Origin of the sequence: Caulobacter vibrioides (assembly GCF_002310375.3) — a bacterium.
Taxonomy (GTDB): domain Bacteria; phylum Pseudomonadota; class Alphaproteobacteria; order Caulobacterales; family Caulobacteraceae; genus Caulobacter; species Caulobacter vibrioides_D.
Genome location: NZ_CP023315.3, coordinates 3,297,477 through 3,313,267 on the forward strand (window position 1 = coordinate 3,297,477; position 15,791 = coordinate 3,313,267).

The 15,791-nt window shown below is 69.5% G+C and carries 11 protein-coding genes and 6 pseudogenes; 14 read left to right on the top strand and 3 right to left on the bottom strand.

All coding sequences use genetic code 11. From position 1 onward, the window contains the following. Positions 1–139: 139 nt before the first annotated feature. From CA606_RS15610 to CA606_RS20460, 6 genes and pseudogenes are all read left to right on the top strand, one after another. Positions 140–886: an electron transfer flavoprotein subunit beta/FixA family protein gene (locus CA606_RS15610; RefSeq protein ID WP_096053704.1), complete on the top strand. Its 747-nt coding sequence runs from the start codon at positions 140–142 to the stop codon at positions 884–886. Beyond that, the gene (locus tag CA606_RS15615; protein ID WP_096053703.1) at positions 886–1,827 is read left to right on the top strand and encodes an electron transfer flavoprotein subunit alpha/FixB family protein; all 942 of its coding nucleotides are present in this window, start codon (positions 886–888) and stop codon (positions 1,825–1,827) included. The genes CA606_RS15610 and CA606_RS15615 overlap by 1 nt, the downstream gene beginning before the upstream one ends. Before the next feature lie 525 nt (positions 1,828–2,352). After that, positions 2,353–4,071, top strand: a complete 1,719-nt coding sequence (locus CA606_RS15620; RefSeq protein ID WP_096053702.1) for an ATP-binding protein — start codon at positions 2,353–2,355, stop codon at positions 4,069–4,071. Positions 4,072–4,296: 225 nt separating this feature from the next. Next, a pseudogene (locus CA606_RS20280) lies at positions 4,297–6,237 on the top strand (hypothetical protein); the annotation flags it as partial. Between the two features lie 501 nt (positions 6,238–6,738). Beyond that, positions 6,739–6,828: pseudogene (locus tag CA606_RS20455) on the top strand (hypothetical protein); the annotation flags it as partial. Between the two features lie 1,062 nt (positions 6,829–7,890). Then, positions 7,891–8,319 (top strand): hypothetical protein, encoded by a 429-nt coding sequence (locus CA606_RS20460; RefSeq protein WP_336509789.1) that lies wholly within the window; start codon positions 7,891–7,893, stop codon positions 8,317–8,319. Positions 8,320–8,389: 70 nt separating this feature from the next. Here CA606_RS20460 and efp read toward each other — a convergent pair whose 3' ends face one another. Further along, on the bottom strand, positions 8,390–8,956 hold the full coding sequence (gene efp / locus CA606_RS15630; RefSeq protein WP_096053700.1) for an elongation factor P: 567 nt from the start codon (positions 8,954–8,956) through the stop codon (positions 8,390–8,392). Positions 8,957–9,077: 121 nt separating this feature from the next. On the opposite strand from efp, the gene epmA reads away from it, so the two are divergent. Then, complete coding sequence (epmA, locus tag CA606_RS15635) at positions 9,078–10,160, top strand: EF-P lysine aminoacylase EpmA (protein ID WP_423752936.1); 1,083 nt, start codon at positions 9,078–9,080, stop codon at positions 10,158–10,160. Between the two features lie 28 nt (positions 10,161–10,188). Here epmA and CA606_RS20700 read toward each other — a convergent pair. Then, positions 10,189–10,288, bottom strand: a pseudogene (locus tag CA606_RS20700) (hypothetical protein); the annotation flags it as partial. 158 nt (positions 10,289–10,446) lie between these two features. Between CA606_RS20700 and CA606_RS15640 the strand changes: the two are divergent. Continuing rightward, positions 10,447–10,727, top strand: a pseudogene (locus CA606_RS15640) (hypothetical protein). Beyond that, the gene (locus tag CA606_RS15645; RefSeq protein ID WP_096053698.1) at positions 10,685–11,125 is read left to right on the top strand and encodes a tellurite resistance TerB family protein; all 441 of its coding nucleotides are present in this window, start codon (positions 10,685–10,687) and stop codon (positions 11,123–11,125) included. The pseudogene CA606_RS15640 and the gene CA606_RS15645 overlap by 43 nt, the downstream one beginning before the upstream one ends. A gap of 27 nt (positions 11,126–11,152) precedes the next feature. On the opposite strand, the pseudogene CA606_RS20295 reads toward CA606_RS15645, so the two are convergent. After that, positions 11,153–11,275 (bottom strand): annotated as a pseudogene (locus tag CA606_RS20295) (hypothetical protein); the annotation flags it as partial. Here CA606_RS20295 and CA606_RS15650 point away from each other — a divergent pair. The 5 genes and pseudogenes from CA606_RS15650 to CA606_RS15670 all read left to right on the top strand — a co-directional run. Next, positions 11,261–11,326: pseudogene (locus tag CA606_RS15650) on the top strand (hypothetical protein); the annotation flags it as partial. The pseudogenes CA606_RS20295 and CA606_RS15650 overlap by 15 nt on opposite strands. A 106-nt stretch (positions 11,327–11,432) precedes the next feature. Then, positions 11,433–12,134 (top strand): VIT1/CCC1 transporter family protein, encoded by a 702-nt coding sequence (locus tag CA606_RS15655; protein WP_096053697.1) that lies wholly within the window; start codon positions 11,433–11,435, stop codon positions 12,132–12,134. A gap of 48 nt (positions 12,135–12,182) precedes the next feature. Next, positions 12,183–13,220 (top strand): lysine-2,3-aminomutase-like protein, encoded by a 1,038-nt coding sequence (locus CA606_RS15660; protein ID WP_096053696.1) that lies wholly within the window; start codon positions 12,183–12,185, stop codon positions 13,218–13,220. A gap of 138 nt (positions 13,221–13,358) precedes the next feature. After that, positions 13,359–14,237 carry a 3-hydroxybutyryl-CoA dehydrogenase gene (locus CA606_RS15665; protein ID WP_096053695.1) on the top strand — a complete coding sequence of 293 codons (879 nt, stop codon included), beginning with the start codon at positions 13,359–13,361 and terminating at the stop codon, positions 14,235–14,237. Positions 14,238–14,269: 32 nt separating this feature from the next. Further along, positions 14,270–15,511 (top strand): DUF418 domain-containing protein, encoded by a 1,242-nt coding sequence (locus CA606_RS15670; protein WP_096053977.1) that lies wholly within the window; start codon positions 14,270–14,272, stop codon positions 15,509–15,511. The last annotated feature ends 280 nt before the right edge of the window (positions 15,512–15,791 follow it).

Sequence of the window (15,791 nt, forward strand, 5' to 3'; positions counted from 1 at the left end):
GCCGAAAATCGTACAACTGTTTGAACCCGAGCGCGTTTTCCGCCTTACGCTTACGCGAAGGGAAACTTGCATTGCGGCGCCGAAGCGCTAAGTCGGTGGCCAAGCAGGAGAAACGCAAGCCTGGAGGCGGTGGAAACCGATGAAGGTCCTAGTCCCGGTTAAACGGGTGATCGATTATAACGTGAAGGCCCGCGTCAAGGCGGACCAAACGGGCGTCGACTTGGCGAACGTCAAGATGTCGATGAACCCTTTCTGTGAGATCGCGGTCGAAGAAGCCGTGCGCCTCAAGGAAAAGGGCGTGGCGACCGAGGTCGTCATCGTCAGCATCGGCCCGGCGCAGGCCCAGGAAACCATCCGTACGGCGCTGGCCATGGGCGGCGACCGCGGGGTGCTGATCACCACAGACGCCGATCCCGAGCCGCTGGCCGTGGCCAAGCTGCTGGCCGCCGTGGTGGCCGAAGAGAGCCCCAACCTCGTCCTGATGGGCAAGCAGGCCATCGACGGCGACAACAACGCTGTCGGCCAGATGCTGTCGGCCCTGCTGGGCTGGCCGCAGGCCACCTACGCCTCGGCGATCGAGGTCTCGGCCACCAGCGCCAAGGTCACCCGTGAAGTCGACGGCGGCCTGCAGACGGTCGATGTCGACCTGCCGGCCGTGATCACCGCCGACCTGCGCCTGAACGAGCCGCGCTATGCGTCTCTGCCCAACATCATGAAGGCCAAGAAGAAGGAGATCGTCTCCAAGACGGTCGCCGACTACGGCGTCGATATCGCGCCGCGCCTGAAGGTCCTGAAGGTCACCGAGCCCGCCAAGCGCTCGGCCGGCATCAAGGTCGAGACGGCTTCTGACCTGGTTTCCAAGCTGAACACTGCGGGGGTGCTGTAATGGCTGTTCTCGTCGTCGCTGATAACGACAACGCGCTGCTGCGCGACGCCACCCACAAGACCGTCACCGCCGCCCTGAAGATCTCGGGCGACGTAGACGTGCTGGTGCTGGGCAAGGGCGCCAAGGCCGTGGCCGACGCCGCCGCCAAGATCGCCGGCGTCCGCAAGGTGCTGCTGGCCGAGTCCGACGCGCTTGGCCACGGCGTGGCCGAGGCTCAGGCCGACGCCGTGCTGGCCCTGGCCGGCAACTACGATGCGATCCTGGTTCCGGCCACCTCGGGCGGCAAGAACTTCGCCCCGCGCGTCGCCGCCAAGCTGGACGTCGCCCCGATCTCGGAGATCATCGAGGTCGTGTCGGCCGACACCTTCACGCGTCCGATCTACGCCGGCAACGCCCTGGAGACCGTTCAGTCGAGCGACTCCAAGAAGGTGATCACCGTGCGTCCAACCGCCTTCGCCGCCGCCGCTGAAGGCGGCTCGGCCTCGGTGGAAAGCGTCGGTGGCGCTGACGCCGGCAAGACCCGCTTCGTCAGCGAAGAGATGGTCAAGTCCGACCGTCCGGAACTGGCCGCGGCCAAGATCGTCGTCTCGGGCGGTCGCGCCATGGGTTCGGCCGAAGAGTTCCAGCGCGTCATCGAGCCCCTGGCCGACAAGCTGGGCGCCGCCGTCGGCGCCAGCCGCGCGGCCGTCGACGCCGGCTATGCGCCCAACGACTACCAAGTCGGTCAGACGGGCAAGGTCGTGGCGCCGCAGCTCTACGTCGCCATCGGCATCTCGGGCGCCATCCAGCACCTGGCCGGCATGAAGGACTCCAAGGTGATCGTCGCGATCAACAAGGACGCCGACGCGCCGATCTTCCAGGTCGCCGATTTCGGCCTGGTGGCGGACTACAAGTCGGCCGTGCCGGAACTGATGGACGCCCTGGCGGCGGCGGGTAAGTAAGCCCTCCCCCGTCTCCCCTTGCGGGAGAAGGCGAAAACACGAGAAGGCCCGGAGGCGACTCCGGGCCTTTTTGCTTGAGCCTCGCCTGCCCTCTCCCGACCTCCCCGGCGAACGCCGGGGTCCAGATCGAACCCGCTGACGTCGCCGGATGTGGCGCAGGCCCGGGGCGCGAACACCTCAAACGGTCCGGATGAATCTGGGCCCCGGCGTTCGCCGGGGAGGTCGGGGGTTTAGAGAGGTCGGGATTTTGGGAGCTCTGGGACTCCTCCCTCCCTTCTACCCATGCGGGAGAAGGTGTCGCCGACAGGCGACGGATGAGGGGTCGCGCGAACAGATCGGAGAGGGTTCTCAACCCCTCATCCGTCCGCTTCGCGGCCACCTTCTCCCGCAAGGGGAGAAGGGTGTCTAGGAGGCGACTCCGGGTCTTTTTGCTTGGGCCTCGCCGCCAGGCTCCCTTTGCAACCGGCCTGCGCGCCGCTAGGAGGCTTAAGCCTAGTCGCGCTTTGCCGAGGACCCGCCGCGCCCGTGCCCAGATTCGCCGAATGGCTGGACCAGGACGTCACCTCGGTGACCGCGCGTAGCCTGCCCACCCTGGGGGTGCGCCTGGGCATCTGCGCGGCGACGGCGCTGGTCTATGCGCTGGCGGTCGATCTGCAGGGCGGGCTTGTCTGGGCTCTGGCCGTGGCCAGCGCCGAGGCGGCGGTGTTCATCTTCAGCAGCCCTCAGCGCAGCGAGCGCAAGATCAGCCACGCCCAGCGCCTCTCCTATGTGGCCGCCGTCGCCTGGATGAACATCGTCTGGTGGTCGCTGGCCATCATGCTGTGGCGCCAGGATCATCCCGCCCTGCAGATGGCCGCGCTGTGCGTGGTCTGCGCCTTCCTGGTCCACGCCCAGGCCTTCACGGCGCGCTCCAAGACCCTGCTGCTGATCGTCGGCGGCGGCAGCGCGACGGTGCTGCTGTTGCTGTGCGGGGTGCTGAACGACTTTCCGCCCACCGAGCGCCTGGTGCTGTGCGCGGCGGCGCTGATCCTGATCACCTATACGGCCAAGGCCGCCCAGACCAACGGCCAGCAGGGCCGCGCCCTGGAGTTGGCCAAGAGCCAGGCCGAGGCCGCCAGCCAGGCCAAGTCCGAATTCCTGGCCCTGATGAGCCACGAGCTGCGCACGCCGCTCAACGGCATGCTGGGCCTGTCGCAGGCCCTGAAGCTGGAGCCGCTGGAGCCCGGCGAGCGCGAACAGGTCGAGCTGCTGGAGGAGTCGGGCCGCACCCTCCTGGCCCTGCTCAACGACGTGCTCGACATGGCCAAGATCGAGGCGGGCAAGCTGGATATCGCCCCCACCCAGGAAGACCTCTCGCGCCTGGCCGAACGGGTGGTGCGGATCAACCAGGCCCAGGCCCGGGAGAGGGGCACGGAGATCACCCTGGAGATCGATCCGGCCACGCCGCGCGCCCTGCTGTTCGACCCGCTGCGGGTGCGCCAGTGCCTGGGCAACCTCATCTCCAACGCCGTGAAGTTCACCCCCGCCGGCCAGATCCGGGTGCGGGTCAGCTGCGAGGCCGGCGACCAGCCCGACCGGATGCTGGCCAAGATCACCGTCTCCGACACGGGCGTAGGCATGAGCCCGGCGGTGCTGGCCCGGCTCTTCAAGCCGTTCGAGCAGGCCGACCCGACCATCGCCCAGCGCACCGGCGGCACGGGCCTTGGCCTCAACATCACCCGCCGTCTGGCCCAGATGATGGGCGGCTCGGTCGGTGTGCGCAGCACCGAGGGCAAGGGCTCGACCTTCACCCTGACCTTCGCCTGCGGCCTGCCCACCGCCGGCGCGGCCGAGACCGGCGGTTTCCTGGGCGGCGAGCGGCCCTTGAAGCTGCTGGTCGTCGACGACTATGCGGTGAACCGCAAGGTCATCGCCATGATGCTGACCCCGATGGGCTGCGAGATCCTGGAGGCCGACAACGGCCAGCGCGCCCTCGACCTGCTGGCCGAGCGCGAGGTCGACGTGGTGCTGCTGGACTTCAACATGCCGGTGATGGGCGGTCTGGAGACCACCCGCCGCCTGCGCGCCGACCCGCGCTGGCGCAAGCTGCCCATCGTCTGCCTGACCGCCGGGATGATGGACGACGAACGCACGGCCGCCGCGACGGCGGGCATGGACGCCTTCCTCGACAAGCCGATCGAGATGTCGACCCTGGTCTCGACGATCGCGCGTTTTCCCCGCAGCGCGCCCCGATCGCTGACCTAGCTGAGGTGCGGCGAACGCCGCGTGTTGAGCGGGGCTCAAGCGGTCGCCGATCAGACCTCCGCGCTCGAGATATTCAAATCGGTCCCGACGCGCTTTTCAGAACCCCTTTCTGAGTTTGCGCCCTAAGGTAGAGAGGTTCGATTCGCCGGGCGGAAGTTGATGGCGAGCAGCGCGGGGGCCGCTTCCGGAAGCGAAGGGCCCGGCGCGGTCGGTGGAGTAAAGCTCATGGCGGTCGTCGGCACGGATAACCCGTCCCTTTCCAGCCTGTCGCCCACGCGGATCGCGACGTTGAGCGCCGCGAGCCTGGCCGAAGCGCCCGCCAGCGAGTTCGCCAAACTCACCGCCCAACAGGTGGCCGCGATCTCGGTCACGGCGATCGGCGCGCTCAAGCCCGAACAGTTCGCCGCTTTCGACGCCCGGCAAGTCAGCGCCCTGACCTCCGCGCAGTTGCCGCGCCTTCCGGCCACGATCTCGTTCAGTCCCAAGCAGCTGACGGTGCTGAGCCAGGCCCAGACCCAGGCCCTGTCACGCACCCAGGTCGCCGCCCTCAGCCTCGAGGCGCTGGACGAGCTGCGCACCACCCAGATCGCGGTCCTGGCCGCCACGGCCTTGTCGGCCCTCTCGCGCGAACAGGTCCAGAGCCTGTCGCTGGCCCAGGTGCGCGCCCTGACGCCGCCGCAGATCCGCGCCCTGCCCGCCGCCGACATCGCCGAATTCAGCGGCGAGCAGGTGACCGCCCTGACGCCCGTACAGATGGCCGCCCTGAACGCCACCCAGGTGAGCGCGCTGCCGGGCGACCAGATCGCCGCGCTGAACAAAACCCAGTTCGCCGCGCTGTCGACGACGACCATCCGGGCCCTACCGCCCCAGATCCTGGCCCTGACCACCGCCGACCAGTGGCGCGCCGCCACCATTCCGCAGATGTCGAGCCTGTCCGGCGATCAGCTGAAGGCCTTGGGCGCCACGCGATTGGCGGGCCTGGCCGCCAGTCAGGTGCGGGCCTTGTCGGCCACCGAGGTCGGCCGCGCCGGCGCCGGCCTGCTGGACGCCCTGACCCCGACCCAGCTGGCGGGTCTGGCGGCGAACCAGACTGCGGCCCTCTCGGTGACGGCGATCGCCGGCCTATCGACCACCCAGATCGCCGCCCTGGAACCGGCCGCCGTGGCGGGTCTCGCCGCCACGGGGGTTTCGCGGCTGGACGCCACCCAGGTCGGCGCGCTCAGCGCCAGCCAGGTCGCCCGGCTGAACGCCACCCAGCTGAAGGGCCTCAACGGCGAGGACTTGAGCGAGTTCACCCGCGCCCAGCTGAAGGCCTTCACCGCCGCCCAGATCCGCGAACTGCCCCCCGAGCGCCTGGCCGCGCTGTCGGACGAGGATTTCGGCCAGCTCACCGGCACCCAGATCAAGGCCCTGACCCCGCTGCAGTTGAAGGCCCTGTCGACCGGCGACTTGGCGGCCTTTTCCAGCGAACAGGCCGCCGCCCTGGCTCCCGGCCAGATCGCCGCCCTGACCGGAACCCAGCTTTCAGCCCTGCGCGGCGTGGCCGCCTTCTCCCCGGGCCAGTTGCAGAGCATCACCGCCGGCCAGCTGGGCGCGTTCTCGGCCGCCGATCTGGACCGCCTGTCCACCACAGAGCTCAAGAACCTGAGCGGCGCGCAGTTGGCAGGCCTGACGCCCGAGGCGCTGTCCTCGCTGGACGCGGAGGAGACGGCTCTGCTGTCGACCCGCCAGGTGCGCGGCCTGACGCTCACCCAGCTGCGCGGCCTGTCGCAGACCGACGTGGCCCAGTTCAGCGCCACACAGATCGGCGCCCTGGACGGAAGCCAGGTGGGCGGCCTGATGACCCGCCTGTCGGGCTCGGCGATCGGCGCCCTAGCCGCGACCCAGGTGGCCAAGCTGCCCACCACGGCGATCACGGCCCTGTCGACGACCCAGATCGCGGCGTTGGGCGCCACCCAGCTGCGCGCCCTGACCGCCGACCAGTTGGCGGGCCTGCCCACGACCACGGTCGCCGCCCTGAGCGCGACCCAGATGGCGGCGCTGACCCCCGCCCAGATCGCTGGTCTGACGACGAGCAGCCTGACCCATCTGGCGCCCGACGCCCTGGCCCAACTGAGCGCCAGCCAGATCCGAGGCCTGACGACCACTCAGATCAAGGGCCTGACAGCCACGGTCTTCGCCACCCTGTCCTCGACCCAGGTGGCGGCTCTGACGGCCACCCAAATCGGCGCGCTGTCGGCCGAGCTGGTGGGCGGATTCTCGACCCCGCAATGGGCGGGGCTCGCCGCCAGCCAGCTGCAAGGTCTGAACACCAGCCAGCTGGGCGCTCTGGACGCCACCGACCTTTCGGCGCTGAACGAAACCCAGTGGACCGCCCTGCGCCCGACCCAGTTGGCGGGCCTGGCGAACACCGCCCTGGCGCAGCTGGAGGCCACGCGCCTGTCCAAGCTGACGCCCCTGCAGATCGCGGGCCTGACCCCGACGGCGGTCTCGGCGCTGAACGGGACCCAGGTCGCGGCCCTGTCGAGCGCCCAGGTCGGCGCGCTGACGGCCGTCCAGTTGCGCGAGCTGGACGCCGAGGACATCGGCAAGTTCAGCGCCGACCAGATGAGCGCGCTCGCGCCGGCCCAGGTCTCGGGCCTGACCGCCACCGCCATGGCCGCGCTGACGACCAGCCAGTTGGCCGCCTTGACCACCACTCAGGTCAAGGCCCTGTCGAGCGCCCAGCTGGCGGCGCTGCGCGCCACCCAGGCGCCCGCCCTGTCGACGACGCAGATGGCCGCGCTGGGGTCGACCCAACTGGGCGCCCTGGCCAGCGAGGCCTTGCCCGCCCTGACCGCGACCCAGGTCGAGGCGCTGAGCTCGGCCCAACTGGCCGGCCTGTCGGCGACCCAGGCCGGCGGTCTGAGCCCCACCCAGTTGTCGGCCCTGTCCACCACCCAGGTCGGCGGCCTGTCGACCAGCTTCCTGGCGGCCCTGACCCCGACCGGCGTCTCGGCGCTGACCGCCACCCAGGTGGCCCGACTGTCCACGACCCAGGTCCAGGCCCTGACCGCCACCCAGGTCGGATCGCTGTCGACGACGGACTTCGCCGAGTTCGCCACGACCCAGCTGGGCGCGCTCACGGCCAGCCAGGTCGGCGCGTTGTCGGCCGCCAACCTGGGCGCCCTGCCCGCCACGGTGCTGACGGGTCTGTCGGCGACCCAGTTCGCCGGCTTGACCTCGACCCAGCTGGCGGCCCTGCCCGACAGCCTGGTGCGCGGTCGCATCGGCCAGCTGACCGCCAGCCAGATGGCGGGCGTGTCGACCACGATGATCGCGGGACTGGACGCCACCGAGCTGGCCTCGCTGTCGGCCGCCCAGATCGGGGGCCTGACGCCGACCGGCTTCGCGGCCCTGGGGACGAGCCGCCTACCCAGCCTCACCGCCACCCAGATCGGCGGCCTCTCGACGACCCAGGCCGCAGCGCTGGACGGCGCGATCCTGGGCGCGCTGTCGGCGACCCAGGTGGCGGCCCTGTCGGCCAGCCAGATCGGCGCGCTGGCCGGCCAGGCGATCTCGGCCTTGGACGCCACCCAGTTCGCCCGCCTCACCGCCAGCCAGGTGCGAGGCCTGACGACCAGCCAGATCGAGCAGCTCAGCGCCGCCGACGTGGCCGACTTCACCGCCACCCAGATCGGCGCCCTGAGCGGCCAGCAGATGGAGAGCTTCTCGGCCGCCGACATCTCGGCCCTGACGGCCACCCAGGTGGCGGCGATGACCGCCAGCCAGATCGCGGCCCTGTCGCCCGTGCAACTACGCGGCCTCTCGGCGACCGACATGGGCGAGTTCAGCAAGACCCAGGTCGCGGCCCTGACCACCGCACAGATCGGCGGCCTGTCGATGGCGGCGCTGGACGCCCTGTCGAGCGATCAGTTCGGCGGCCTGACCGCCACTCAGGTGCGGGGCTTCACCGCCGAGCAGATGACGGCCTTCGGGGCGAGCGGCCTGGCGCGGCTGTCTCGAACCCAACTGGGAGCCCTGACCACCACCCAGGTCGGACAGCTGTCCACGGGCGCGATCCAGTCGCTGGGCGCCGCCCAGATCGAGCAGATCATGCCCAGCCAGATCCCCGGCTTCACCAACCAGCAGATCGCCGCGTTCAGCCCCAGCCAGCTGGGCGAGCTCTCGCGCGCCCAGATCAACAAGCTGACCGCAGCCCAGCTGGGCGCCATGACCGTGGCCCAGTTGGAAGCGATCGGGCTGTAGCGGAGGCCAAAGAAAAGGGCCCGGCGCTTTCGCCCCGGGCCCTTTGCTTTATCGGAACGCTAAGGAGCGCCTACTCCTTGGCGCGTTCCACGTAGGAGCCGTCTTCGGTCAGGATGACGACCTTGGTGCCCGCGGTGATGTACGGCGGCACGGTGGTCTTCACGCCGTTGCTGAGCACGGCCGGCTTGTAGGACGAGCTGGCGGTCTGGCCCTTCACCGACGGTTCGGTGTCGACGATTTCCAGCACCACGGTGCGCGGCAGGTCGATGGCGATCGGCACGTCGTTGTGGGTCGACAGGATGACGGTCATGCCTTCCTGCAGGTACGGCGCGGCGTCGCCGATCACGTCTTCGGTGGCCACGAGCTGGTCGTAGCTTTCCGGGTTCATGAAGTGATAGCCGTCACCGTCGCTGTACAGGAAGGTGTGGTTGCGGTCGTCGACGAAGGCGCGCTCGACCTGCTCGGTCGTGCGATAGCGCTCCGACACCTTCACGCCGTCCGAGATGCGGCGCATGTTCAGCTGGGTCACCGGGGTGCCCTTGCCGGGGTGGATGTTTTCGGCGCTCAGGACGACATAGAGCTTGCCGTCCATATCGACGACGGAGCCTTTGCGGAGCGAGCTGGCTGCGACCTTCACGTAGTTACGTTCCTTGGATGAAAGCGCGCGCGAGGCCGCGGGCGCGTTCGTGCTATTGATCCGTGAGCGCCCTCGTATAGCGAAAGGGGCGAAATCTCCAGCCTCTTCGGTTTTGCCCGCCTTGTCCCTGTCTTCCTCCCCCCCCGGCGCGCCCACGCGCGCCCCCCACCACGCCCAATGGTGGCGCGCCGGCGTCCACGCCGACCGCCGGCCGTTCCTCTTGGCCCGCAACCGGATCACCAAGGCCTTCCGCGCCTGGTTCGAGGATCAGGGTTTTGAGGAGGTCGAGGCTGCGGCCCTGCAGGTCTCGCCCGGCAACGAGGCGCATCTGCACGCCTTCGCCACGCAGGCCCTGACGATCGCCGGCGAGGCCAGTCCGCTCTATCTGCACACCTCGCCCGAGTTCGCCTGCAAGAAGCTCTTGGCGGCGGGCGAGGAGAAGATCTTCAGCCTCGGCAAGGTGTGGCGCAACCGCGAGCGTGGGCCGCTGCACCATCCCGAGTTCACCATGCTGGAATGGTACCGGGCCACCGCCCCCTACCAGGCCCTGATGGACGACTGCGCCGTCCTGCTGGCCCTGGCGGCGGAAACGGCGGGGACCACGCGCTTTGCCTTCCGGGGCATGACCTGCGATCCCTTCGCCGCGCCGGAGCGCCTGTCGGTGGCCGAGGCTTTTGCGCGCCACGCGGGCGTCGACCTGCTGGCCAGCGTGGCGGCGGACGGTTCGACCGACCGCGAGGCCCTGGCCGCGCAGGCGCGCACCGCCGGAATCCGGGTGGCCGAGGACGACGGCTGGGCCGACATCTTCAGCCGGATCATCGTCGAAAAGGTCGAGCCACGCCTGGGCGAGGGCCGCGCGACCATTCTGTGCGAATACCCGATCAGCGAGGCGGCGCTTGCCCGTCCCAAGGACGCCGATCCGCGCGTGGCCGAACGCTTCGAGCTCTATGCCTGCGGGGTGGAGCTGGCCAACGCGTTCGGGGAGCTCACCGACCCGGCCGAGCAGCGCCGCCGGTTCCTGATCGAGATGGACGAGAAGGCGCGGATCTACGGCGAGCGCTATCCGATCGACGAAGACTTCCTGGCGGCCCTGGCGCACATGCCGCAAGCGTCCGGCTCGGCGCTGGGCTTTGATCGGCTGGTGCTACTGGCCACCGGCGCGCGGCGGATCGAGGACGTGGTCTGGACGCCGGTCGCGGGGTGAGCTGAGCGGCTGTTTTGAGGTTGACGGCATGGGAGCTGTCCTCGCCCTTCGACAAGCTCAGGGTGAGGACGACTGTCGGCCTCAGCGCATACAAAATCCTCATCCTGAGCTTGTCGAAGGACGAGGATTTCCGTCCGGGTCGGTTTGCGGAACGCGACCCTGGCCTGAAAAAAATCGCATACCCCTCTTGCGAATTGAACGCGTTCGCACAAGATAGAGAAAGCGGGCCGGGCCCCTCTGACGTAGTCGATCCCCTCAGGTCGAACGTGATGTCGGACCGCATCGGGTGCGCTCGATGTTGGGTCCTGGCGGCTTACCCCCCTCTCGCCAAACCCCTCGCCCGGCGTCGGGCGCGCCCCTCGACACCAGAGGAGCGCCCATTTGAGCCTGTTGAACGCCCGACAACTGCGCGACGAGATCGTGCGGCTGACGACCGCCCTGCATGAGGAAGCCCGCAAGCCGACGCCCGATCGCGGCCTGATGCGCCTGTGGGACCTTCGCCGCGAGCGGCTGAAGGAACAGCTTTGGGCCCAGGAGATGAACGCCACGGCCGCGCGGTGGCGGTGATCGCGCCCGAAGACCGCCAAGACCCTCATCGTGAACAGCTGGACGCCCTGGTCGCCGCCTGCGTGCTGATCGCCCAGGTCGACGGCGCCGTGACGCCGGACGAGCGCGGCCGGATGGTCGAGCGCCTGAAACTGCATGTCGGGCTTGAGGGCGCCGATCTGGAGGCCGCCTTGCAAACCTTCGAGACGCTGGACGCGCGCTTTGACGCCCGGCCCGAAGAGACCTGGGTCGAGGCCGAGCTGATGATCCGCCGCCTGAGGGGCCGCGCCGAGGCGGAAGGCGTGGCCTCCGCCGCCGTGGCCGTGTCGATCGACGGCGGGCTGGAGGCCGAGGAGCGCTCGGCGGTGCTGGACATCTGCGGCTGGCTGGACGTCAGCCCCGTGCGGGTTCTGCCCTAGGGTCCAAGAAGAAGCACCACTCTCCTCCCCCCATCGGGGGAGGGGGACCCGCGAACGCGGGTGGAGGGGGCCTCGTGCGGCGGGGCGACATCCTGTGGCCAGGGGCTTCTCATCTGACGGGGACGTAGCCGGCTCGGTCGGCCCCTCCACCGCCGTTCGGCGGTCCCCCTCCCCCATTGGGGGAGGAGAGAAGCACAGCGCCCCTCCTTTAGGCTTTCCACCGCGCTTGACGCCGATCAAGGGCGCGCGCCTTGCTGGGGTCCAGGATCTCCTGGAACCCAGGCTCTCCTGGCATAAGGAGCGACAGATGACGCGGCTGAAGACCCATGTCGAACGCCACGCGGTGTCGCGGATCGGCTGGCTGCGGGCGGCGGTGCTGGGCGCCAATGACGGCATCGTCTCGACCGCCTCGCTGGTGGTCGGGGTGGCGGCGGCCGAGGCGACGCGCGGACCGATCCTGCTGGCCGCGAGCGCCAGCCTGGTCGCCGGCGCGATGTCGATGGCGGCCGGCGAATATGTCTCGGTGGCCTCGCAGTCCGACAGCGAGGCGGCCGATCTGGCCCGCGAACGCGTCGAGCTGGCGACGAAGCCCGAAGAAGAGCTGGACGAAATGACCGCGATCTATGTGGCGCGCGGCCTCACGCCGGACCTCGCGCGGCGGGTCGCCGAAGAGCTGAACGCCGGCGACGCCCTGGCCGCGCACGCCCGCGACGAACTGGGCATCTCCGAGCACGTCACCGCGCGGCCCGTGCAGGCGGCCCTGACCTCGGCGGCCACCTTCGCGGTGGGCGCAGCCATGCCGCTCCTGGTGTCGCTGCTGGCCCCGCTGCCGGTGATCATTCCGATCATCTCGGTCGCCACCCTGGTGTTCCTGGCGGTGCTGGGCGGGCTGGGCGCCTGGGCCGGCGGCGCCAGCCCCTGGAAGCCGATGCTGCGCGTCACCTTCTGGGGCGCCCTGGCCCTGGGGGTCACCGCGGTGATCGGCAAGCTTTTCGGGGCCGTGGTTTAGGGCCGATATTTGCTTCGCGGCGGAAAATCCCGCATATCCCCGCGCCTCATGTCCCCCGCCCAGACCCTTCGTGACGCCCGGTCCCTGGCGCAGGCCGGCTTGGTCCCGGCCGAGCGGCTGCCCGCGCTCGAGGCGGTGGCGGCGCGCTATGCGGTGGCGATCACCCCGGCCATGGCCGAGCTGATCAGGCCGGGAGACGAAGCCGATCCGATCGCGCGGCAGTTCGTCCCCTCGCCCGAGGAGTTGGTGTCCAGCCCCGGCGAAGACGCCGACCCGATCGGCGACGGCGCCCACAGTCCGGTCGAGGGGATCGTCCACCGCTATCCCGACCGGGTGCTGCTGAAGCCGACCCACACCTGCGCGGTCTATTGCCGGTTCTGCTTTCGGCGCGAGATGGTCGGGCCCGAGGGGCTGTCCAACCTGACGCCCGCCCAGCTGGACGCGGCCTTGGCCTATATCGCCGGGCGTCCCGAAATCTGGGAGGTGATCGTCACCGGCGGCGACCCGCTGGTGCTGTCGCCGCGGCGCCTGGCCGACCTGATGGACCGGCTGGCGGCGATCGAGCACGTCAAGATCGTGCGCTTCCACACTCGCGTGCCCGCCGTCGATCCAAAGGCGGTGACGCCCGAGCTGGTCGCGGCCCTGACGCGGACCTCCAAGGCGGTCTATGTCGCGCTGCACGCCAACCACGCCCGCGAACTGACGCCGGCCGCCCGCGCGGCCTGCGCGCGCATCGTCGACGCGGGCGTTCCGATGGTCAGCCAGACCGTGCTGCTGCGCGGGGTCAATGACGACCCTGAGACCCTGGCCCAGCTGATGCGGGCCTTCGTCGAGACGCGGATCCGGCCCTACTACCTGCACCACGGCGACCTGGCGCCCGGCACGAGCCACCTGCGGACCACCGTCGCCGAGGGCCAGGCGATCATGCGGGCCCTGCGCGGGACGCTGTCGGGCCTGGCCCAGCCGACCTATGTGCTGGATATCCCGGGCGGCCACGGCAAGGTTCCCGTCGGCCCGACCTATCTGTCCGACGGCGCGGTCGAGGACCCGGACGGCGCGGTGCGGCCCTATCCGCCCACGGCCTGAAGGCCGCCGGAAGCCGGGCTTGCGTTGCGACGCAGCAAAGCCTTGGCGAGCGCGGGGTTTCTCGTGCTAGAAAAGTCGTCACAACAGATGGCCCGGACTGTGGCGTTCGGCGCGAATTCAAGCGAAGGCTTGGCTTTTATGAGTGAAATCAAGACGGTCGGCGTGATCGGCGCCGGCCAGATGGGGTCGGGCATCGCGCATGTCGTCGCCCTGGGCGGCTATGACGTGCGACTTCACGACGTCTCGCGCGACCGGATCGACGCCGGCATCGCCGCCATCGAGAAGAACATGGCCCGTCAGGTCGGCCGTGGGATCATCGACGACGCGGCGATGAAAGCCGCCCTGGCCCGCATTCAGCCCGCCGAGGGCCTGGAGGCGATCGGCGCCACGGATCTGGCGATCGAGGCCGCCACCGAGAACGAGGAGATCAAGAAATCGATCTTCCGCAGCCTGCAGCCGCACCTGGGCGCCCATACGCTGCTGGCCTCGAACACCTCGTCGATCTCGATCACGCGCCTGGCCTCGGCCACGGACCGTCCCGAGCGGTTCATCGGCCTGCACTTCATGAACCCCGTGCCGCTGATGAAGCTGGTGGAGATCATCCGCGGCATCGCCACGGACGTCCCGACCTACGAAGCGGCCGTGACCTTCGCCCAATCGCTGGGCAAGATCACCAGCAACGCCGAAGACTTCCCCGCCTTCATCGTCAACCGCGTGCTGGTGCCGATGATCAACGAGGCGATCTACACCCTGTACGAAGGGGTCGGCACGGTCGACGCCATCGACACGGCGATGAAGCTGGGCGCCAACCATCCGATGGGCCCGCTGGAGCTGGGTGATTTCATCGGTCTGGACACCGTGCTCAGCATCATGAACGTGCTGCACGAGGGTCTGGCCGACAGCAAATACCGCCCCTGCCCGCTGCTGGTGAAATATGTCGAAGCCGGCTGGCTTGGCAAAAAGACCGGACGCGGGTTCTATGATTACCGGGGCGAGACGCCGGTTCCCACGCGCTAGGCGTGATCATGGCGTTTCCGAAGGGGGACGCCATGACCGACACCACCGCGCCGATGACGGAGGCCTTGCGCCCCGTCGCCAAGGATGATCGCCACCTGAGCCTCGATGTCCTGCGGGGCCTGGGGGTGATGGGCATCCTGGCCGTCAACGCCGTGGCCTTCGGCCTGCCGATGCCGGTCTATATGTCGCCCGAGCTGTCGCCCTTCGGGATGGCCGCAAGCGAAGGCCTGGCCTGGTGGGTGGTCCAGACCTTCTTCCACTACAAGTTCGTCACCCTGTTCTCGATCCTGTTCGGGGTGTCGATCCTGCTGGTCGGCGGCGAGCGCAGCGACAAGGCGCGCGGCGCCCTGCTGCGACGTCGGCTGGGCTGGCTCTTGGTGATCGGCCTGCTGCACGGCCTGCTGATCTGGTACGGCGACATTCTGCTGCTCTACGCCTGCACGGGCTTCCTGGCCCTGCTGGCGCGATCCTGGACGCCCAAGCGGCTGTTCACGGTCAGCCTGACCGTTCTGCTGCTGGGCTCGGCCCTGGCGGTCGCGCCGCTGATCCTGCTGGAAAGCGCCCCGGCCGACATCCAGAAGACGGTCATGGCCCAGATGACCCAGCCCGGCGGCGCGGCGAACGTGACGTCCGCCACGGCGGCCATGCGGGCGGGCCTGCCCTCGGCCATGGCCGAGAACTTCAAGGCGTGGATGGTGCTGCAGCCCGCCAGCCTGATCGTGTTCGTCTGGCGCACCGCCGCCCTGATGCTGCTGGGCATGGCGCTGTTCAAGACCGGCTTCCTGACCGGCAAGGCCAAGACCTCTGTCTATCTCCTGCTGATCGCCCTGGGCGGCGCGGGCCTGGCCTGGACCGGCTGGGAGAACGGCATGAAGCTGGCCACCGACTTCGCCAAGCCGCAGGCCCTAGGCCGCTACAACATGGCCTATGAGTTCGCCAGCCTGCCGATCACCCTGGGCTATGCGTCGCTGGCCATCCTGCTGATCCGCTCGCGCGCCATTGCGGGCCTGCTGAACCCGGTGGCGCGCCTGGGGCAGATGGCCTTCACCAACTATCTGACCCAGTCGATCCTGATGACGACGCTCTTCTGGAGCGGGCGGGGCCTTGGCCTGTTCGGCGAGTTCAACCGCGTTGAGCTGTGGGGCTGCGTCATCGCCATCTGGGCGCTGCAGCTGATCTGGTCGCCGCTGTGGCTGTCGCGCTTTGCGATGGGGCCGATGGAGTGGGTCTGGCGCCGCCTCGCCTACGGCAAGGGCCTGGCGCGCGGGGCCTGAGGCCTTAAGCGCCTGAATTTCCTAAGAGATCCAGGCGCGCGCACCCTCATGCGCGCGCCCTTCGCTTCCCCCCGGGCCCAGGCGCGATGATCCCCCGATCAAGGCCTGGAAACTTGCCCCCCGAGGCCGACGCGACAGGGGAATCGCGCCGGCTAGACCGCTGAACCCCGGCGGAGGAGCCAGCGACCACCTTCCCGAACGCGCCAACTACCCCACCGGCGCGCCCGAGAAAGTTCGCTCCTTGTGGCGCTGCGGCGCCGCTGTGTCATTGCCCGCGCGT

Excerpts from the sequence above, each read along its gene's own strand:
- CA606_RS15610 (WP_096053704.1), top strand. The coding sequence starts at position 140 with ATGAAGGTCCTAGTCCCGGTTAAACGGGTGATCGATTATAACGTGAAG.
- CA606_RS15615 (WP_096053703.1), top strand. The coding sequence starts at position 886 with ATGGCTGTTCTCGTCGTCGCTGATAACGACAACGCGCTGCTGCGCGAC.
- CA606_RS20460 (WP_336509789.1), top strand. The coding sequence starts at position 7,891 with ATGGGCGAGTTCAGCAAGACCCAGGTCGCGGCCCTGACCACCGCACAG.
- CA606_RS15655 (WP_096053697.1), top strand. The coding sequence starts at position 11,433 with ATGACGCGGCTGAAGACCCATGTCGAACGCCACGCGGTGTCGCGGATC.
- CA606_RS15660 (WP_096053696.1), top strand. The coding sequence starts at position 12,183 with ATGTCCCCCGCCCAGACCCTTCGTGACGCCCGGTCCCTGGCGCAGGCC.
- CA606_RS15665 (WP_096053695.1), top strand. The coding sequence starts at position 13,359 with ATGAGTGAAATCAAGACGGTCGGCGTGATCGGCGCCGGCCAGATGGGG.
- CA606_RS15670 (WP_096053977.1), top strand. The coding sequence starts at position 14,270 with ATGACCGACACCACCGCGCCGATGACGGAGGCCTTGCGCCCCGTCGCC.